Raw genomic sequence first — 17,199 nt, 5'->3', positions numbered from 1 at the left:
GGAGTCGCGCTTTCGCCGAAGCCGCCTCATGTTATGCCCGGCCGCTGGAGCCGACCAGGCCCGGATTCCGCGCCGACGGACCTGTCCGGCCGTCGAGCTTCGGCTTCGATCGGACCGGTGATGGCATCGGGCCGGATCGTGTCAGCCGCGCAGCAGGTTGAGGATGTGCGGCCAGGCGGCAGCCCCGAGCTCGGCGTCGGCGACAGCGTCACCGCCGTAACGGAAGTGCGGCGACGCGGGAGCAGGACTTTCCCCTGGAAGACGCGGACGATGCCCGGCTTCGGCCAGGCTGATCAGACGAGCTGTACGACCAGCGGTATGACGACGGACGACAAGTCGCTCGGCGAACGGGAGGGACGGCCACATCGCATCGTCCCCTCCCGCCACCAGCAGCACGTCGGCCTCGGCCTCCTCGACAGGGATCTCGGCGGTGTGCAGTAGGTCGGCGAACGTCCGTTGGCTGCGCTCGTACCAGCCGCGCACAGCGACCGGACCGTTCGCCGGTTCGGCAGCCGTCCAGTCATCGTCGTAGGGGACGAAGGGCAGCGGCTGTCCCTTCCATGTCCAGGACGACCGGTAAGGGCGTTGCCGCCCGTCTCGCCCTGCACCGACATTGCCCCATACCACCGAGGTGGGCGACAACGCCACGACGCCGTCAACACGCGGGTCATGAACGGAGGTGAGCAGGGCGGCCTCCGCCCCCTTGGACGACCCCAGCAGGCAAATGCGCCGCACTCCGGTGGATCCGAGCAGATCGACGGCGGACACGAACGTCTCCAGCGGAATCTCGCAGATGCCCGGTGATTGTCCGGGACCGCCGAACCATCGAATCGACATCGCGGTCATCCCCTCCTGAGCGAGGATGCGGGCCCTGTCCCGTTCGATACGACCGCTCGACCCCGCCAGAACAAGGACGCCGGTGTGACTGATGGAGCCTGGAGAGATCAGGACGCCTTCCCACGGCTCGGTCAGTTCCCGCTCATCCATGTCCACCCTCACCTCTCAGCACTCGGCGGACCAGCACTTTACTGGGGTCGCGCCCTCTCAGCAGTTCCGCACCGCCCCAGGGCTTCTGTCGACGGACCGCAGCCGAGCCGGGAGGCTGGTAAGCATCGTGCGCGACCTCTGCCCTCGGCCGACTCAATCGAGTCGGCCGAGGGCAGAGGTTAGGCCATGCTGTGTGCCGCGAGCCAGCCGTAGCGATCGGAGGGCGTTATTGGTTCTTGCGGTCAGGGTCGTTGAAGGTCGGGATTGGCTGGTTGGTCTTGGCGTCGAGCATCGTCACACACTCTGGTCTGATGAATCCCCAGCCATAGTCTTCGTCCAGGACGACGACGGCTTTTCCGTCGAGCGTTTGGAAGCGGTAATTGACTTGACCTGACCTTTTTCCTATTTGCTCGCTGGGGTGCGCTGGGTCGCGAAGTGCTCCGCGGGTGAAGTTCGTTCCGGTGAAGTAATTATAGTAGAGCCTGCAGTCTTTTCCCTGGCCGGTTGCTACCTTGATGGAGACTCCGCTGTGCTTTTTGGTGCCTGCTGGTGCGCTGAACTTTCTACCGATGTGCGTACGTTGCCACATGGTGTTGGCCGTGGCAGTGGAGCAGCTGTTTGGACGGGCTCCGGTACGAGCGCCACGAGCACTCAGGTGGATCCATCCGCACATGTTGACTCCGGACCCCTGGAGCCGGCCGTAGGCGTGGTTCAGCTGGCTAGGGCCTACTTGGATAAAAGCGGACTGGGGCATTATGCGGCCGATGTAGTAGCCGAATGGGCGGTTCGTTATCCGAGCGCCGGCGCCTAGCTCATCCTTGCCCTCGTTAGGGCTGGGTATAGCGCCGTCCTTAGTCGTGTAGGCGGTCCCCGCCAGCGCTACGGGTGCCGACAGGAGTGATATCGCCAGGGCACCCGTTATTGCCGCGAGTCGACTGCATGTGCGGACGTCGATGAAGCTCATTTTCATTTCCTTTGCGGTTCAGAGACGGGCGCGTCCGGTGGTACATCAGCCGGACGTATTCCACGGCTGGGTGTAGCGGAGAATTCACCCCGTCGGTACGCGGTGACCGCAGGTCGCGTGGCGATCGAGTAGACCGGGCACCGACGCGAACCCCCGATCACCAAGGACAGACGCACGGCGCTTCGGTGTGAACCGATCGGGGTGAGATAAGCGGAGTCATCTGGGCGCTGCCGCGTTCATTAGCGCCCTCCTGAGCTCTCCGACGAGAACGCGGCCCGCCTGGAAGGCCGATGGGCCGCGTTCCGGTCGAGGCGGCTGCTTGGTTGGCTACGACAGGGCGACTCGCTCGATGTAGCCCCAGCGGTTCAGGGCCGGCACGTATACCTTGATCCACCAACTAGTGGGTGACGGTGTCGCCGTGAGGTCCACCTGCCAGGTGGCCGGTACATTGCCCAGCACGAAGTGGGCGGGGTCGCGCAGGGTGGCGTTCCGTGTCACCTTGACGCCTCGCCGGACGATGGGGCTGGGCGGGACGTTCCACTGCACCGGACGCCATCCGTCCTCCTGCTGGGAGCGTCCCGTCTGGATCGAGCTCGGGACGGGGACGCTGGCGGGGTAGTCCTTCTGCTTGATGGAGTTGCCGAGGCAGGAGCGCTGGGTGACGCCCCACCAGGGAAACCCGACGGAGTCCTTGCGTGACGGCTGGGAGATCATCGCCCAGGTGGCGTCGATGTTGTAGCGCCACACCAGATGGGTACCCGCCGAGGTCTGCCAGGCGACGGCCGGCTGGCCATAGTTTGTCATGATGGTGCAGGGTGCCGTGGTGTCGTAGAAGATGAGCAGCTTGTCCCGCTCCGTTTCAGGAGCCGGGTCGGAGGCCGTCCCGGCGAGCGCTGTAGGTGCGGCGCTGGCCGTCAGTCCTGCGGCCAGGAGTACCGATAGGGCGGCGAGTACGGCGGTTCGCAGTCGTGCGGAGACCTTCACGAACATCCCCTCCTTGTTCTTCGCAGCCGCCACCAAACGCGACATTCTCCACCGAATGGTGAATTGTCAGGAAATTGGTGGGGTGTGGATTGCGTATCAGGAAATGTCGCCGCTGCCGGGCGACCGTGGAAACTTTGGCAGTCGACCGCTGCGGGTGCAAGGCGAAATCCGAAATGCCCGGCGAATCGCGCCGAGTCCGCGCGATTCGCGCGCTAATCATCCCGTTTGTCCAGGTAGCCATGTTGCGCCAGTTTTGGCAGACTGCCGTCCATGCTGTCCGACCCGGATCCGATCAACGCCTTCTATGATCATTTAAAGCGCCTCATAGACTCCAAGGGAAAGGGGACGCTTCCCAAGCTTCAAACGTATAGCGAACGAAACTCGCCAGAACTTCGCCTAAAGGCCAGCACCCTACGAGGATGGCTGAAAGACCGCAAGACCGTCCCAGAATGGGACAAAATCGCCCTCATTTTGGACTACTTTAAGATCGCCAATAGGCAGGAATGGTACGAACTATGGACGGGCGCACATGACACCCACGCCGACCGGCTCTCAGTCGGAACTCCCGAAAGCCCTCCGCCGCAGGAAGCGCCTCTACCAGGGCGTTCTCATCGAGGGTTACGCACGCTCTCGTCCTGGTCGATGCGGACGAAGATCCTCGCTGCCGTAGCTCTTCTGGTGGCAATCGCGACAGGTGCGATGATGTGGCTGTGGCCTCTCGTCGGGGATGACGCCGGTCAGATCTGGCCCGTCGAGGGACAGCCCGTGTATCGCCAGTGCTCACCCCGGGACCGGTCGATTCTGAGCCAGCCCGGTCAGGTGCGTGGTGGTCAGTTGCTGGGACACTTGCGCGTCGGCGAGAGGTTTGTGATCAGCAAGCGGACGACATACTGGCGCTTCGGACAGGTCGAGGGCGATGTCAAACGCGAGGGGTGGGTTATGGCCAGCTACCTCTGCCTCGTCGGCTAGAGGCCAGGTTCAACATCAGGGGCGACTATGCCGCAGGCGACGAGTTCAGCGCCACCTTGGAGCGCCAGAAATTGGAGGGCGCCCAGCACCGTCCATCGCCCACGCCTTGAGAGCGACCCAGTCGGTGACCGGTCTAACGGTGAACGCTGCTGGATGAGCGCTGCTTTCGCAGTGAGCCCCGCCGTTCGTCAATGCCGTGGTGGCCTGGTTGCGGTGTCCCACCCCTATTGGGCGCCGTCGGTGTCGACCACCGCCCCCGGTTGCAGGTAGGTAGTGGCGTACTCGACTGGGACGGCTCGGCCGTTGGTGCTCAGGTCGCAGACCGTGATGTGTCTACGGTCGGCCATGACTGTGACCGAGCCCCAGCCGGCGTCGTCATTCCATCCACTGGGCGCGGACGCAGCAGTTGACGACGTAGCCAGCACGGCGGCGAGGGCGGTGTTCTTTGATCAACATGACAAGATCAACGATGTCCAGGGCTGAGGAACGAAGCGGCGTGGGCCACTGATGAGATCCACGTGCACCTACTGCCGCATATGCGCGCCGCCTGAACATTGTGCCCGCGCTGGCCCGAGATCCGGGCGAAGAAGACCCAGCCGACGCGATGTCGCGGAGAAATCGAGGTGAATGCGCGGGCTGTCAACACGGAAAGCCCCCGTATTTACCGTAGCTCGGCGCCATGTCATCATGCGCTCACCGTCTGCCGATGGGAGCGCAGTGATTCGCGACCTATTGACCGTTCTGCGTTGTGCCCGGCTGGCGATAGCCCTTCCCATCGCGCTCAAAGACGCGGTCGCCTGCGCTCCCGACGCCGTGCGTGACTTCGAGCGGGCCGTGGAACCGATCGTCCGCGGCACGTTCTCCGGGCCTGAGCGCGAGGCGATGATCGCCTCCCTGCGCGGCACCGCGCTGTCCTTCAACGTCGGTATCCATGCCTACGCCAGGATGGCGGGGCGGCCCTGCGACGGCGAGCTGGTCATGCTCGCCGGATCGGTCGCCCGGCTCTACGACGACCTGATCGACAACGACGGCGACCCGGAGATCGACTCCTGGGTGACGTCCCTGTTCAAGGCCGGCGAGCATGCCGTACCACGTGATCATTACCGACGCCTGCTGGCCGCGCTCTACGCGGAGATCCACCGCCGTGCGCCCGGCGAACTCTGGCACACCGCACTGCTCGAACTGCACGACTACCAGATGCTCTCCCGTACGCAGCGCGATCCCGCCACCCCGCCGGCGCAGCTCGGCAAGATCACTCGGGGGAAGGGCGGGCTGGCGGGCGTCGTGCTGTTCGGCCTGGTGCATCCGGACATGAGTGTGGTGCAGCGCGAGGCGGTGATGGAGGCGGGGGAGGCACTGCAGCTCCTGGACGACTACCTCGACCAGGACGCCGACCTGTGCGACGGCATCGGCACCCCGCTCAACCGGGGTGAGGTGAGCCTGGCCGAGGTGGGCGCCCGGCTGCGGGCGCTGCGGCCCCGGCTGGCCGCCTGCTACGGGGCAGCCGCCGCCCGGCCGTTCACCGCGACGCTCCTCCTGGTCCTGCTGGCTGACGTGCTCAAACACCACGGGAACAGACGCGCCACGAGAAAGGGAAACACCTCGCTGGGGCTGTTGCTCGCCGGCGGCACCCACGCCATCCCCCCGAAGAGAGCTTCGTAGATGCGCAGGCTGCAGACGGCGGTTCTCGTCATCCTCCCGCTGGCGTTCGTCATCCTGGCAGTCGTACGGCTGGCGGTGGGCGGCTGGTCCAACGTCGAGGCGGTCATCGCCGCGGCCGCCCTCGTCGTGGCCTACATCGGCACCCTGCGCGGCGCGGGGCCCTCGGACGACTCCTCCGACCTGGCCGACCGGCTGGCCGACGAGGTCATGCAGGCGGCCAGGCGGGAGGCGGGCAACCGAGACGTCCCGCACAGCCGCGGCATCCCGATCCGCTGTAAGTCCGGCCACCCGCTGCCCGGAACGATCGAGGAGCTGGCCGACCACCTGCTCACCACGAAAGGGCGCGTGGTGGTGACCGGCGAGCGGGGCTCGGGCAAGACCACGCTCGGCCTGCTCCTCGCGTTGCGGATGTCCTCGGTGCAGCACCGGCCGATCCCGGTCACGCTGCCGCTGTCGTCGTGGGAGCCACAGCTGGCCCTGCGCGAGTGGCTGGCGCTGCGGCTGGTCGCCGAGTACCCGTTCCTGCGGGCCGCGCCCCTCGCGTTGGAACGGCTGATCAGGAGCGGCAGCCTTCTGGCCGTGTTCGACGGCTTCGACGAGGTGCCGCCGGCGCGCCGTGCCGAGGTGGTCAGGGCCATCGACGAGGACTGGTCCGGCTCGCCGTACGTGCTGACCAGCCGCGTCGAGGCGTTCACCGGCCCCGTCACCCGCAGGCTCGCCGGGACGCCGGTCGTACGGCTGCTGCCGGTGGACGCCACCGGGGTCGCCGGATACCTGGAGTCGCGCTCGGGCGACGTTCCCGAGGCCGCCGCGCTGGTCGCCCGGCTGCGCGCGGAGCCGGACGGTCCGCTGGCCGAGGCGCTCGACACCCCGCTGATGATCTTCCTGGCGGCACGCATCTGCGAGAGCGGCCACCCCCCGCGCATCGACGGCACCGCCGCGCGGATCAGGCAGGGCCTGGTCGCCGGGTTCGTGCCGGCCGTCTACCGGCCGGAACCGGAGGCCGACCAGCGATGGAGCCCCGACGAGGCGGCCCGCTACCTTCGGTTCTTGGCCGATTTCCTGCACCGCCGGGGGACCGGCGACCTGGCCTGGTGGGAACTGCACCATGCGGTGCCCCGCGCGGTGGTCCCCGTCTTCCAGGCCGTGCTCGGGATGGCCATCTTCGGGCCGCTCTGCGCCGCCGTGTTCACGCTGTACGGGTTGGGCCAGATCGGCTGGTGGTTCGGCCTGGCGATCGGGCTGGCCGGTGGTTTCGCGGTGTCGCTGGCCAGGCAGCACTACCCGCGTGAGGCGCGGCCGAAGCTGCGCAAGACGCTGACCCGGCGCTACCTGCTGCGCCGCCTCGGCCAGGGCCTGGTGTGCGTAGCGCCCGGCATGGTGATCGTCCTGGTGCTGTACGACGGGGTGACCTTCGCGCTCACCGAGGGCGCGGTGTTCCTGCTCGGCTTCCTGACCGCCTCCCTCGCCCTGGCCCCCGCCAACGCCGACAAGGCGGGCACGCCTGACGGCTTCCTGCGTAACGACCGGGCGGCCGTGCTGCTGGCCTTCACCGCGGGCGGCTTGGTCGGGCTCGCCGTCGGCGCCTACCTCGGCTGGTGGATGGAGGCCGGGTTGCGGGTCAGGGACCACGTGCTGCTGCTCACCCTTGACCGGTGGCAACAGACGCTCATCGGCGCCGCCTGTGGCGTGGTGCTCGGCGCGGCCGGGTTCGGCGTCACGATGATGGCACCGAGCGCGTGGGGGCGGTTCATCAATGTCCGGATATGGTACGCGTCGCGGCGGGTGCTGCCGCTGCGGCTGATGGCCTTCCTGCTCGACGCCTACGAGCGCGGGGTGCTCCGCCGTACAGGACCCTACTACCAGTTCAGGCACGAACTCCTGCAGGATCAGGCCGCAGCTGAGCTGAAACCGCCGGAGTCAGAAGCGCCCGCCCGACCAGCGACCAGGCCGTGACCCGGCCGCTCGCGCCGATGACGTAGCTCGCCTCGGGGAAGCGCACCCGGCCGCTGTCCGGCGCGAAGCGCGCGTACCGTATCTCCAGCTCCGCGCGCCTGCGGCGGACCCGTTCGACCGAGACGCGCCCGCTCGCCGCGGGCCGGTAGCCGAACTCCAGCACCACCTCCGCGTCAGGCGCGGCCCACGTCAGCGCCGCCACGTCGCCCGGCCTGGTCAGGTCGCAGACCCGCCCGCCGACCGTACAACGCAGGATGTCGAACCCGTGCCCGCGCAGCACCCGCGTCTGCGCGGCCAGCCAGGCAGGCTCGAATCGGCGCTGGGCCCGAGCCAGCAGCCGTAGCGTCACGACCCGCGCCACCACGTACCCTGCGGCCAGCCAGGTGGCGGCCGAGAAGGCCGGATGCGGCACAAAGGTCGCCGCCAGCGCGAGCATGGCGGTGAGCAGCGCCCAGCCGAACGTCGCCGTGGCGGCGCGCTCCGGCGACGGCCCGCCTAGAACTCGGCGGACTGCCACGGGCACCCCGGGCAGCGGCACGAGCGGGACCGGCAGGTCGGGGCGGGAGTATTCGGGCCCGTAGGTGACCGGCATCCTGCCAGTATCACCCGAGAAGCCGCCCGGTGTTTACTGACCTGCCGGTTCATCCTCCGGTATGAACAGGAGCCCAGGGACTCACGATCAGATGAAGCGACGCTTTCTTGAAGGTGAGATCACGGCCGTCGGCTGCTTCAGGCGGCAACGACCCGGACTTGTGAATCCAGCCCTGCGAAGTCGTCGGGGTTGCGGGTCACCAAGGGGAGATTGTTCGCTACGGCGACCGATGCGATGAGAAGGTCGGCGAGGCGCTTGCGGGGCTGGCGGCCAAGGCTCAGGACGAGGGCGTAGATGATCCCGTAGGAGCGGGCTGCGTCTTGGTCGAATGAGATGGGGTCGAACGTGGATTCTGCCCATTGCAGCCTTGCTTGTCGTATGGCTCGCTCGTCGGAGGTCTTGGCGGCGTGTGGACCGGCTGCGAGTTCGGCCATGGAGATGGAGCTGATGGCCGGGCGAAGATCGCCGGGTCGGCAACCGAGGCTGTCGGCGACGCGCTGGTCGTCGAGCCGCTCGAGGTCGATGATGGCGGAGGTGTCCAGCAGGACGTTGATCGGGTTGTTCACCGATCGTCACCGAGCAGGATGTCTTGGTCCAGCGTGGCGTCGACGTCGCTACGGAACTCGGCGTGGTCGACGTGTGGCAGGTGCTTGGCGGTGCGCTTGACTTCGCTCCACGGCACGAAGGTCCGCCGACCGGTGACCAGCCGGAGCGCATGGGCGCGGACCTCGACGAGTTGGTCGGGGGTCAACTGCTCGACGAGGTGGTGTACGTCGTCGTAGTCATGGGCGGCGGTCATGTCTTCGAGTGTACGCGCGGCCCTTGTCCCAAGCGGGGGGAAGCGCCGGGGTCAAGGATCTGTTCAATGGCAGCCACCAGGGCTTCCTCGTTCCAAGGTTGGGGATGCGTGCCGGGATTGGCAGCTCAGCCGGGACGCCACGGCTATCGTGCCCGAACGGACGAGTGGCCTGCCCGAGGAGTGAACCGGTGAGTAGTAAGCTGGCGACCGATCTGACGGCTCTCCGAAGCGCCGTGAATGATCACCTGGCAAGTACGGCGGGAGCATGGGCCGGCGGGGCTACCGCTGTTGACGGGTTCCTTCGGCGGGTCGTCGCTGATCTCGATCGAATGCCGACGTTGAGCGTTCATCATGCTGAGTTCCGGCATTATGGCGCTGGATATGCATCCTACGTCGATATCTTCATTACCAAGCGCGACGGATCGATGCGCCGCTCCGAGAACGGCTGGACTGACGTTGAAGGGTTGACCTTGGCGCTGTGTCGGCTCGCTCCACTGGCAGCACTCTTCAAGCTCGACGTCCAATCATCGGGGCCTGGCGGTGCTGGTAGTCGCGGCCTGCCGGATCTGTCGCTGGTCACGGATACCGCTCTTCCGGGGTGGGAGGAGGAGTTTCGGCAGATTGGTCAGGCGCTCGATCGACACGATATCGCCCTGCTCGATTCTCAGGTCCTCAGCCTGCCGATAGGGGCCGAGCTTCGGGTGGAAACAAATCTCGGCGATCCGCCGTACAGCGTGTTCGATGCCTGGTTCCACTGGATGGATTGATACATCGAGTCCGTGCCATGAGCTTGGGAACTGTATCGGTCACGGCCTGATGAGGCGCTGAGCTGGGCAACAAATAGGGTCCTGAGTGACCGTGATCGACCCCTCGTTCCCCTTTTTAGTGGCCCGGTGATCAGTCCAGTAGGACGCAGATTCCATTCTGTCGGAGCACTGCCCTACGGTATGCGGGCCATGGGTTCGTGATGATCGGAGTGAGAAGGCGTGCAACTGACAACCCCGCCTGCGCCAGTGGATGTGGCGGCGCTCTTTCCGGAGTTGGCCGGCCAGGGCAGGACAACGGTCCGGCTGCACCCGCGCCGTGGCGCTCCGGCCGTCACGGATAGTTCCATGGGCGGTCCTCTACTGTGGCCCGCCGACGAGGCATGGCCGTACTGTGAGGCTTCCCAGCACGCGGACCCGTCAGGGCTTTGGGGCGGGGTGGCGATGGTACCCGTCCTGCAGATTTACGCCCGCGATGCCCCAGAGTTGCCGTTCCCCGCCGGAGCGGACCTGTGCCAGGTGCTGTGGTGCCCGGTGACCCACCAGCCCGATCACGTGCCTGTGCTGCAGGCGGTCTGGCGGGACTCGCGGCTCGTTGCGAAGGTCCTCACCAAGGCTCCTGAACCGATGGAGAGCGAGGAGGAATACCTTCCCTCGCCATGCGTGCTGTCCCCCGAACGCGTGCGAGAGTATCCGTCCGCATGGGTATTGCCAGCGAAGCTGGACAAGAAGATCGTCGAATGGAGCATGTCTTCGCAGAATCCCGAGAAATGGAGCTACCAGTATCACCTGTCCACGGCCCCGGGAACCAAGGTCGGCGGGTGGGTCGACTGGATTCAGGACCCGATCTCGATGGAGTGCGACCGCGGACACGAGATGTCGCACCTGCTCACCATCGCGAGCTGGGAGCACGATGGGGAGCCATGCAAGAGATGGACACCACTGGAAGAGCAGCACCGGCTGGGCCCCTACCAGGTCTCCGAACTCTTGGAACCCGCAAACATCATGATCGGTGATGCAGGATCGATGTACGTGTTCACTTGCTTGGAATGCCCTGACCGACCCGTGGAGACAGTCAGCCAGTGCTCATGACCTGACGCCCAGCGCGCCTCAGGCGACGACATGTATCGAGAAAAGCGGAACAATGAGCAGCATCCTCCATGCGGTCGCAGGCGAGGTGAGACCCGAACACGGACTCCTCGCCGTGGCCGGCGTCATTGACGGCCAATTAGTAGGTTCGGCGGTCGAGGGGGACATGGAACCGCCAGACGATAGGATTGCTGCGGGTCAAGACGGGCTCATCATCCAGACGGCGTACCTCTACCACCTGCATACGATTCATGCCCGGTTCGAGCGGTGGGACGGGCCGCCACCCGTGGATGCCTGGGAAGAACTGTGGACCGGGCGGCTCATTCTGAGGTCCGAGCGGGTTGGCGTCGAAGCTTGGGCGGCTGACTATCCATACCATTTGGAGTTCGATCTGCGGCAAGGCGGGACGACCTGGTCTGCACGGGTAACCACCAAAGTCCTTCAGACCGAGCAGGAAGCCGGCTTCCCCAAAGCAATAGCCCAGGTCGAACTGTACAAGATCCAGTTTTGGACATGAGGACTGCATTAATCGTGTACGAGCTGTCTCGCGCGCCGTCAGTCCTACATCCGTTGATGCGACGGGACGGGTCAGCCGTGGGTCGTGGTCGAATCCGTGCTTCCCGGGGGCAGTCACGAGCTTGAGGACGCCTACCCCTTTCGTTAGATCTCCGGTTCCTCCGGCGCAGCCCCGGTGTCACCTGCGTCATGTGCGATGCCGGAGGCCGGCGGGGGTCGGCGTGTCCCGGGCACCACTACGCGGTTCTTCCTGGAGGCCACGTGGAGGATGGCGAGTCGTCAGAGAACGCGGCACTTCGTGAACTTCGCGAGGAGACGACTCTCACCGGCACGATCGACCGGCTGCTCTTCGCCGGCTCACACAACGGACGGCCGGCCTTCCGACACGCGGAGGGCTCGCACGGAGAGTAATTGATCAAGGACTGTCGGTCATGGAAGGGTGCTTGAGTCCTGATCAACTCTCCTGGGAGCCAATCATGCTTGCTCGCCGTCTGCTGGCCGTCGCCGTCATCTCCACCGCGATGGGTGCGGTGATCACCCTGCCCGCCGCCGCTTCTACTCACCAGCCCGCCAGTCGCGCCGCCCTGGGCTGGCCCGCCATGTGCGTCGACGCCAGCAACAACCGTGGCAACGGCACCCTGATGTACCAGTGGCAGTGCGAGAGCAACAACACCAACCAGAAGTTCGTCATAGAGGACGGCCTCATCAAGGTGGAAGACACCATCGGCAGGAGCCCGGTGATGTGTCTGGACTCCTCCAACGGCCGCACGAACGGCACCCGGGTGTACCAGTGGCAGTGCCTGAGTAACGCCAACCAGCTCTGGGTCGTCCAGAGAGGCGCGATCATCCTCAAGTCCACCCTCAACACAGGCAACCCCCTTTGCCTGGACGCCACCAACGGCCGCGGCAACGGCATCCAGGTGTACCTGTGGCAGTGCGACAGCAACAACACCAACCAGAAGTTCGTGATCAACAATGGCCAGATCGCGATCAAGGACACCTTGTCCTGATCTCTGGTCACACCCGGCGCCTTCGCACCGCGGGCGTCAGCGGCAGGCAAGTTTTTGATCGACGGCCCGGCGGAACGCATCCGACTCCGCTGGGCTGAATCGTATGATCCACTTCATGCCGATCCCCCGAGCGGTCGCCGTAGTCGTCGACGGCATCCGAGTCCTGGTCATCAAGCGGTTCCTCCGGCGCGGCCCCGGCGTCACCTGCGTCATGTGCGATGTCGGAGGCCGGCGGGGGCCGGTGTGTCCCGGGCACCACTACGCGGTTCTTCCCGGAGGCCACGTGGAGGATGGCGAGTCGTCAGAGAGCGCGGCACCTCGTGAACTCCGCGAGGAGACGACTCTCACCGGCACGATCGACCGGCTGCTCTTCGCCGGCTCACACAACGGCCGGCCGGCCTTCTACTTCCTCATGCGTGACGTCCACGGCGTCCCGTCACTCTCCGGCGAGGAGGCTACGGAGGACGGCCCGGACAACAGCTTTGGACTCCGATGGGCGACGGTCGCCGAGTTCGAGCAGCTGAACCTGTACCCCGTTGATGTGCGCGGGCCGCTCACGGAGCTGCTTCGCAGTGAATGTGACCGAGCGGACTTCTGATCATGAAGGCCGGGGAATCCACCCAGGTCATTGAGGTAGGACACTCGGGGCGCGAACCCGGAACCCACGGATTGAAAGTCGACTGACTTTATGTCGCGCCGTGCCGCGGCATATCTATATGTAGCGCTCTGTCGGTTAATGCCGCTTTCAAAATGTTCAAGAATGTCGCCCGGTGTTATGGCCTGGCTTCGCGCCGTTACCGGTTCGAGTTGAGGGAAGACCGTGGTGCTGTTACCTTCACACGGTGGACGACAGGCGTGCACGGGCGGAGGCGATCGAGGACTTCGCGGCGACCTTGCGAGAATTGCGTAACGTAGTCGGCAACCCACCTTTCCGTGAGATGTCCGGCCGTTCAGGGGCAATTTCTCACACGACGTTGCACGAAGCCACGAAGGGTAACCGGCTCCCGAGTTGGGAGACCACCGTCGAGTTCGTCAAGGCGTGTAACGCGGACCCGGCCGCGTACCGCGACCGCTGGGAGAAAGCGAACCTGGCGGTCAGATCGGCGAGCGCCGGGGATCCCTCGATCCGCGCGGACACCTTGGTGGACCATCCGTCTCGTGGACTCGCAGCCTCCGCCACAGGCGCCGCGGAACTCCGTACCATGCACCTCGCCATCGGGTCGCAAGCGCCCCAGTCGGCCGGTGAGATCTCGGTATCCGCGCCTACGCCGCCCCGCGACGAGATCGTGGGCCACATCCAGCCTCTGCTCCCCGCGCGAGGGAGCAGAGGGCGATCACGGCTGACCCACCCGGCCGCGTTCGCAGCAGCGGCCGTCACTATGGGGGCCGCCGTGGTTCTCATCGTGGCCGCCGTCAACCGCGACTCCACGCCCGACGAACACAGCCACCCGACCGGCAGCCCATCGATTGCCGCGCTGTCCCCGGCCGGTTGCCCGGTGCGTTCGACCAACCCGCCTCCGGCCCTGCCGTTACACGCGGGCGACGCGGCCATGTTCATCGCGGACGTCACGCTCCCCGACTGCACGCACGTCGACGCCGGCCAGACCATGGCCAAGGTATGGCGGCTCAAGAACGCCGGAACCGTGCCGTGGAAGGGATATTCGCTGCGGCGCCTCGACCTCACGCAGCAAGCCGATCAATGCCAGACCATTTCCGACGTGCCGATCAAGGACACGAAACCCGGCGAGATGGTCGACATCCGGACTGACATCACCACGCCGAGGAAGCCGGGCTTGTGCTACGTGCGATTCAAGATGGTGGACGCTTCGGGAACGGTCGTGTTCCCCGGAAGCCGGCCGATCAACTTCCAGATCATCGTCGACGCACCCTGATTCCCCGCCGCGCATGACACGGCGGGGAATCAGAGTCGGACGGTCTCAGGGGGTTCAGGAGCCGATAACGATCCCCGTGTAGTAGTTCTTGAGGATCCTGGAGTAGCTCCAGCCCGCGTTGGCCTTATCGCGAGAGCCGTACTGCGACATCCAGTCCCCGGTGACCCAATTGCCGCACGCCGTCGTCGTGGAGCAGTATTGGGCCCGGAAGATCTTCCCGCTGCGCGTCAGCCGGGTGCCCCATGTCGCGTCCACCGCGGCGTTCGTCACCGCCTTCGCGGAGCCGGGCTTGTACACCTGGCTCGACGTGTGGTCGTAGACGTCGAAGCACTGGCCGCTCGGCGTCTTGCTGGCGGAGTGCAGCGCCCAGTACCAGCCGAAGTTCTTCACGGCCATCGCCCCGGCCTTGAGGGACTCGCTCGGCCAGCTCGTCACCCACTCGTTGGGCAGGACGTTCTTGACGTAGGTCTTGAAGTCCACCCGCTCCACGCGATTGAGGGACTCGCGGTACACGAGGATCGTCGTGGGCAGCTTGCTGTCCGTGCCGTCGGTCTTGCATTGGGTCGGCGGCAAGGAACTACCCAGGAACTCGTGCGAGGCGTTCTGGTTCTTGAGAGTGGAGTTGAGGTTGGCCTTGGCGCCTGGGGCGAAGTCCTGGTAGGTGCCGGTGAGGCCGGTGTTGAAGTAGACGCGGACCTTCTTGCTGCTGCGGTTCCAGGCGGAGGCGGCGGCGTTCTTGATGCACTTGCCCTTGCCTTCGCCGGGGCCCTTGAAGTCGTAGCAGCTGGGCTGCGTAGTGGAGTAGTCGGGGATCGATGTGGTGAAGTCGGAGACCGATCCCTGGTTGTTGCTGTTGAAGTAGTAGCAGAACTCGCCGGTGTCGCAGACGCCGTCGCGGCTGGCCGCCGAGGCGGGCGTCGCGGTGGCCAGCATGGTTCCGCCGAGCGCCATCGTCGCGGTGAGCCCCGAGATCAGCCGTACAGTTCGTGAAGGCACAGGTGTCTTCCTCTTTTGTCAGCGGTCAGGGTTCGTTATCGGACGTTGTAGCCCTGGGAGTTCCAGAACGAGGTCGGGTTCGGGTTTTCCAGGGTCGGGTCGCCGACGCTCTTGGACGCCCGCGTCTGGCGTCCAGGGCGCATCTCGACGTGGGTGTGCGCGGACGAACTGGTCGAAACCCCGTGCCACGACTCGTCAGCGATGATCTGGCCGCGGCTGACCGTCTGGCCCACACGCAGGGAGGACCGCGGAGCGGAGTGCAGGTAGATCACGGTCTTGTTCGCCGCGGAGTTGTAGACGGCGATCGTGGACAGTCCGGCCCGGCCGGTGGATCCGAACTGGACATTGGTGATCGTGCCTGCCACCAGGTTGTGAACATCCGAGCCGATGCCGCGCGCGATGTCGATGCCCTCGTGCCGGCCGGAGGTGGAGGTGTAACCGTCGAAGCCGCAGCTGATCCCGCCGCCGGAGGTCGCGTACAGCGAGAACGACATGTTGGTGCGCGTTGTCGACGACGGGTTGAACTCGTGCGAGGCGTTCTGGTTCTTGAGGGCGGGGATCAGGTTGGCTTTGGCACCCGGGGCGAAGTCCTGATAGGTGCCGGTGTTGCCGGTGTTGAAGTAGACGCGGACCTTCTTGCTGCTGCGGTTCCAGGCGGAGGCGGCGGCGTTCTTGATGCACTTGCCCTTGCCTTCGCCGGCGCCCTTGAAGTCGTAGCAGGTGGGCTGCGTGGTGTCGTAGTCGGAGACCGATGTGGTGAAGTCGGAGACCGAGCCCTGGTTGTCGCTGTTGAAGTAGTAGCAGAACTCGCCGGTGTCGCAGACGCCGTCCCGGCTGGCCGCCGAGGCGGGCGCCGCGGTGGCCAGTACCGTCCCGCCGAGCGCCATCGCGGCGGTCGTCGCGGTGAGGATCCTGGTGAAAGTACGCATGGTGTTCTCCTTTGTCTGCGGTGCTTCTAGGTCTCGGATGGTCAGCGGAGCTTGGTTTCGGAGGACTCAGCGGCGCTGGTAGTCCTCCCAGGTGCGGATGGTCACCTTCGGGCCGTCGTCCGGCCCACGGCCGGCGAGCCCGTTCTGGCCCAGGTAGTAGTCACCGATCTGGTGCTGGGCCTGGCTGGAGAGGCTGGTGTCGTTGATGGCGGCGGCGTGGATGTGCCACGGCCAGTCGCCTTGCTGGGGGCTGCGCACCCAGGCCGCGAAGCCGACACGGCGCAACGCGCGGCAGACCGCGGTGCGGGTGGCGGCGGTCATCCCCTTTACCGAGACGTCGATGACGCCGCCGCCATCGTGGGTGCCCACGGACGTCGGGTCGCCGCCGGGGTTGTACGAACCCTGATCCAGCGCGAGATCGCGGCCGAGCAGGCGCTTCGCCTCGGCCAGCATGTTTCGGGTGCGGGTGTTGATGACGGCGGTGCCGACGGACACCCGGGCGCCCGGGTCGATGCTGCTGGTGACAGTGAAGCGGCCGGCTCCGAGCTTGGCGAGCGACCCCTTGCCCGGTAGGCCGTTGGCGTCGAGACCGGTGAGGCCGAGCGACTTCTGATATTTGGCGAAGGCGGTGACCGTTGTGCTGCCGAAGTAACCGTCGACCCACTTCGCGTCGAGGAGCTGCCGGTCCTGCAGCGCCTGCTCAACGAGGAGCACGCTGGCCTTGGCACCCGGGGTCAGCGTGCTGTCGGGCCGCCGCGGGTCGATCTGGGCCGCCTTGACAGTGGCTTCCATGTTCACGCTCGGAAGGGCCCCAGCGTCGGCCGCCTGTGCCGCCGACGCCCCGAACACTCCAGCCAGCGAAGCGAACAGGGCGGCCGGTATGAGGGCAGCGGCGTGTGAGGGCAACTTCATGCGTTACTCCTGGTTCAGGGGCTGGGGCCGATTCCTGTGCGGCGTAATCCAAGGTTTCGGTTTGTTCACATGTCCGCAAGAAGATCGGTGTTGTCAGCCTGTTCGACAGGCTCCCTCGTACAGGCGTACGCGCATTTGACAGGTGATCCGATGGCGAGTGAGACGCGCAGTCCGCAAC

General features: G+C 65.9%; 19 protein-coding genes and 1 pseudogene. 10 read left to right on the top strand and 10 right to left on the bottom strand.

The annotated features are described in order from the left end of the window. Nucleotides 1-141 precede the first annotated feature (141 nt). The 3 genes from AB0F17_RS10880 to AB0F17_RS10870 all read right to left on the bottom strand — a co-directional run bounded on the left by AB0F17_RS10880 (nucleotide 142) and on the right by AB0F17_RS10870 (nucleotide 2,980). Nucleotides 142-987, bottom strand: coding sequence for an acyl-CoA thioester hydrolase/BAAT C-terminal domain-containing protein (locus AB0F17_RS10880; RefSeq protein ID WP_358019692.1), 846 nt, complete (start codon nucleotides 985-987; stop codon nucleotides 142-144). A 226-nt stretch (nucleotides 988-1,213) separates the two neighbouring features. Next, nucleotides 1,214-1,951, bottom strand: a complete 738-nt coding sequence (locus AB0F17_RS10875) for a hypothetical protein (RefSeq protein ID WP_358019689.1) — start codon at nucleotides 1,949-1,951, stop codon at nucleotides 1,214-1,216. Nucleotides 1,952-2,278: 327 nt separating this feature from the next. Next, a complete protein-coding gene (locus AB0F17_RS10870; RefSeq protein ID WP_358019686.1) occupies nucleotides 2,279-2,980 on the bottom strand; it encodes a hypothetical protein in 702 nt (233 codons plus the stop codon). 225 nt (nucleotides 2,981-3,205) lie between these two features. Here AB0F17_RS10870 and AB0F17_RS10865 point away from each other — a divergent pair, with 225 nt between their 5' ends. Next, nucleotides 3,206-3,904, top strand: coding sequence for a hypothetical protein (locus AB0F17_RS10865; protein ID WP_358019683.1), 699 nt, complete (start codon nucleotides 3,206-3,208; stop codon nucleotides 3,902-3,904). A 224-nt stretch (nucleotides 3,905-4,128) separates the two neighbouring features. Here AB0F17_RS10865 and AB0F17_RS10860 read toward each other — a convergent pair whose 3' ends face one another. Further along, nucleotides 4,129-4,251, bottom strand: a complete 123-nt coding sequence (locus AB0F17_RS10860) for a hypothetical protein (RefSeq protein ID WP_358019680.1) — start codon at nucleotides 4,249-4,251, stop codon at nucleotides 4,129-4,131. Nucleotides 4,252-4,621: 370 nt separating this feature from the next. On the opposite strand from AB0F17_RS10860, the gene AB0F17_RS10855 reads away from it, so the two are divergent. Together AB0F17_RS10855 and AB0F17_RS10850 are read left to right on the top strand one after the other, a co-directional pair. Beyond that, nucleotides 4,622-5,566, top strand: coding sequence for a class 1 isoprenoid biosynthesis enzyme (locus tag AB0F17_RS10855; RefSeq protein WP_358019677.1), 945 nt, complete (start codon nucleotides 4,622-4,624; stop codon nucleotides 5,564-5,566). Beyond that, the gene (locus tag AB0F17_RS10850; RefSeq protein WP_358019674.1) at nucleotides 5,567-7,522 is read left to right on the top strand and encodes a hypothetical protein; all 1,956 of its coding nucleotides are present in this window, start codon (nucleotides 5,567-5,569) and stop codon (nucleotides 7,520-7,522) included. Here AB0F17_RS10850 and AB0F17_RS10845 read toward each other — a convergent pair. The 3 genes from AB0F17_RS10845 to AB0F17_RS10835 form a co-directional block, all read right to left on the bottom strand. Further along, on the bottom strand, nucleotides 7,434-8,114 hold the full coding sequence (locus AB0F17_RS10845) for a hypothetical protein (protein ID WP_358019671.1): 681 nt from the start codon (nucleotides 8,112-8,114) through the stop codon (nucleotides 7,434-7,436). The genes AB0F17_RS10850 and AB0F17_RS10845 overlap by 89 nt on opposite strands. A gap of 137 nt (nucleotides 8,115-8,251) precedes the next feature. Then, nucleotides 8,252-8,680 carry a type II toxin-antitoxin system VapC family toxin gene (locus tag AB0F17_RS10840; protein ID WP_358019668.1) on the bottom strand — a complete coding sequence of 143 codons (429 nt, stop codon included), beginning with the start codon at nucleotides 8,678-8,680 and terminating at the stop codon, nucleotides 8,252-8,254. Continuing rightward, nucleotides 8,677-8,913 (bottom strand): hypothetical protein, encoded by a 237-nt coding sequence (locus tag AB0F17_RS10835; protein WP_358019665.1) that lies wholly within the window; start codon nucleotides 8,911-8,913, stop codon nucleotides 8,677-8,679. Before AB0F17_RS10835 ends, AB0F17_RS10840 begins: the two co-directional genes overlap by 4 nt. A 188-nt stretch (nucleotides 8,914-9,101) precedes the next feature. Between AB0F17_RS10835 and AB0F17_RS10830 the strand changes: the two genes are divergently transcribed. The 7 genes and pseudogenes from AB0F17_RS10830 to AB0F17_RS10800 all read left to right on the top strand — a co-directional run bounded on the left by AB0F17_RS10830 (nucleotide 9,102) and on the right by AB0F17_RS10800 (nucleotide 14,184). Then, nucleotides 9,102-9,680, top strand: a complete 579-nt coding sequence (locus tag AB0F17_RS10830) for a hypothetical protein (RefSeq protein ID WP_358019662.1) — start codon at nucleotides 9,102-9,104, stop codon at nucleotides 9,678-9,680. A gap of 219 nt (nucleotides 9,681-9,899) precedes the next feature. Next, nucleotides 9,900-10,769: a DUF1963 domain-containing protein gene (locus tag AB0F17_RS10825; RefSeq protein WP_358019659.1), complete on the top strand. Its 870-nt coding sequence runs from the start codon at nucleotides 9,900-9,902 to the stop codon at nucleotides 10,767-10,769. A 52-nt stretch (nucleotides 10,770-10,821) separates the two neighbouring features. Beyond that, nucleotides 10,822-11,283 (top strand): hypothetical protein, encoded by a 462-nt coding sequence (locus AB0F17_RS10820; RefSeq protein ID WP_358019656.1) that lies wholly within the window; start codon nucleotides 10,822-10,824, stop codon nucleotides 11,281-11,283. 179 nt (nucleotides 11,284-11,462) lie between these two features. Continuing rightward, a pseudogene (locus AB0F17_RS10815) lies at nucleotides 11,463-11,693 on the top strand (NUDIX hydrolase); the annotation flags it as partial. 65 nt (nucleotides 11,694-11,758) lie between these two features. Further along, nucleotides 11,759-12,292 carry an RICIN domain-containing protein gene (locus AB0F17_RS10810; RefSeq protein WP_358019653.1) on the top strand — a complete coding sequence of 178 codons (534 nt, stop codon included), beginning with the start codon at nucleotides 11,759-11,761 and terminating at the stop codon, nucleotides 12,290-12,292. Between the two features lie 115 nt (nucleotides 12,293-12,407). After that, nucleotides 12,408-12,890, top strand: a complete 483-nt coding sequence (locus tag AB0F17_RS10805) for an NUDIX domain-containing protein (RefSeq protein WP_358019650.1) — start codon at nucleotides 12,408-12,410, stop codon at nucleotides 12,888-12,890. 805 nt (nucleotides 12,891-13,695) lie between these two features. Beyond that, nucleotides 13,696-14,184, top strand: a complete 489-nt coding sequence (locus AB0F17_RS10800) for an NBR1-Ig-like domain-containing protein (protein WP_358019647.1) — start codon at nucleotides 13,696-13,698, stop codon at nucleotides 14,182-14,184. A 54-nt stretch (nucleotides 14,185-14,238) separates the two neighbouring features. Here the strand turns inward: AB0F17_RS10800 and AB0F17_RS10795 are convergent, their stop codons facing one another. The 3 genes from AB0F17_RS10795 to AB0F17_RS10785 all read right to left on the bottom strand — a co-directional run bounded on the left by AB0F17_RS10795 (nucleotide 14,239) and on the right by AB0F17_RS10785 (nucleotide 17,021). Continuing rightward, nucleotides 14,239-15,180 carry a SpoIID/LytB domain-containing protein gene (locus AB0F17_RS10795; protein ID WP_358019644.1) on the bottom strand — a complete coding sequence of 314 codons (942 nt, stop codon included), beginning with the start codon at nucleotides 15,178-15,180 and terminating at the stop codon, nucleotides 14,239-14,241. A 35-nt stretch (nucleotides 15,181-15,215) separates the two neighbouring features. After that, complete coding sequence (locus AB0F17_RS10790; protein ID WP_358019641.1) at nucleotides 15,216-16,109, bottom strand: peptidase inhibitor family I36 protein; 894 nt, start codon at nucleotides 16,107-16,109, stop codon at nucleotides 15,216-15,218. A 66-nt stretch (nucleotides 16,110-16,175) separates the two neighbouring features. Then, on the bottom strand, nucleotides 16,176-17,021 hold the full coding sequence (locus tag AB0F17_RS10785; RefSeq protein ID WP_358019638.1) for a peptidoglycan-binding protein: 846 nt from the start codon (nucleotides 17,019-17,021) through the stop codon (nucleotides 16,176-16,178). Nucleotides 17,022-17,199: the final 178 nt, after the last annotated feature.

Origin of the sequence: Nonomuraea sp. NPDC026600 (assembly GCF_040638335.1) — a bacterium.
Taxonomy (GTDB): domain Bacteria; phylum Actinomycetota; class Actinomycetes; order Streptosporangiales; family Streptosporangiaceae; genus Nonomuraea.
Note: the sequence above shows the minus strand (reverse complement) of the source record. Positions and strands in the feature narration are given on the sequence as shown.

Bases quoted from the DNA above. Each gene is read 5' to 3' on its own strand.
- AB0F17_RS10790 (WP_358019641.1), bottom strand. From the start codon at position 16,109: ATGCGTACTTTCACCAGGATCCTCACCGCGACGACCGCCGCGATGGCG.
- AB0F17_RS10820 (WP_358019656.1), top strand. From the start codon at position 10,822: ATGAGCAGCATCCTCCATGCGGTCGCAGGCGAGGTGAGACCCGAACAC.
- AB0F17_RS10805 (WP_358019650.1), top strand. From the start codon at position 12,408: ATGCCGATCCCCCGAGCGGTCGCCGTAGTCGTCGACGGCATCCGAGTC.
- AB0F17_RS10850 (WP_358019674.1), top strand. From the start codon at position 5,567: ATGCGCAGGCTGCAGACGGCGGTTCTCGTCATCCTCCCGCTGGCGTTC.
- AB0F17_RS10860 (WP_358019680.1), bottom strand. From the start codon at position 4,251: ATGGCCGACCGTAGACACATCACGGTCTGCGACCTGAGCACCAACGGC.
- AB0F17_RS10870 (WP_358019686.1), bottom strand. From the start codon at position 2,980: ATGTCGCGTTTGGTGGCGGCTGCGAAGAACAAGGAGGGGATGTTCGTG.
- AB0F17_RS10875 (WP_358019689.1), bottom strand. From the start codon at position 1,951: ATGAGCTTCATCGACGTCCGCACATGCAGTCGACTCGCGGCAATAACG.
- AB0F17_RS10845 (WP_358019671.1), bottom strand. From the start codon at position 8,114: ATGCCGGTCACCTACGGGCCCGAATACTCCCGCCCCGACCTGCCGGTC.
- AB0F17_RS10835 (WP_358019665.1), bottom strand. From the start codon at position 8,913: ATGACCGCCGCCCATGACTACGACGACGTACACCACCTCGTCGAGCAG.
- AB0F17_RS10810 (WP_358019653.1), top strand. From the start codon at position 11,759: ATGCTTGCTCGCCGTCTGCTGGCCGTCGCCGTCATCTCCACCGCGATG.
- AB0F17_RS10865 (WP_358019683.1), top strand. From the start codon at position 3,206: ATGCTGTCCGACCCGGATCCGATCAACGCCTTCTATGATCATTTAAAG.
- AB0F17_RS10785 (WP_358019638.1), bottom strand. From the start codon at position 17,021: ATGAAGTTGCCCTCACACGCCGCTGCCCTCATACCGGCCGCCCTGTTC.
- AB0F17_RS10880 (WP_358019692.1), bottom strand. From the start codon at position 987: ATGGATGAGCGGGAACTGACCGAGCCGTGGGAAGGCGTCCTGATCTCT.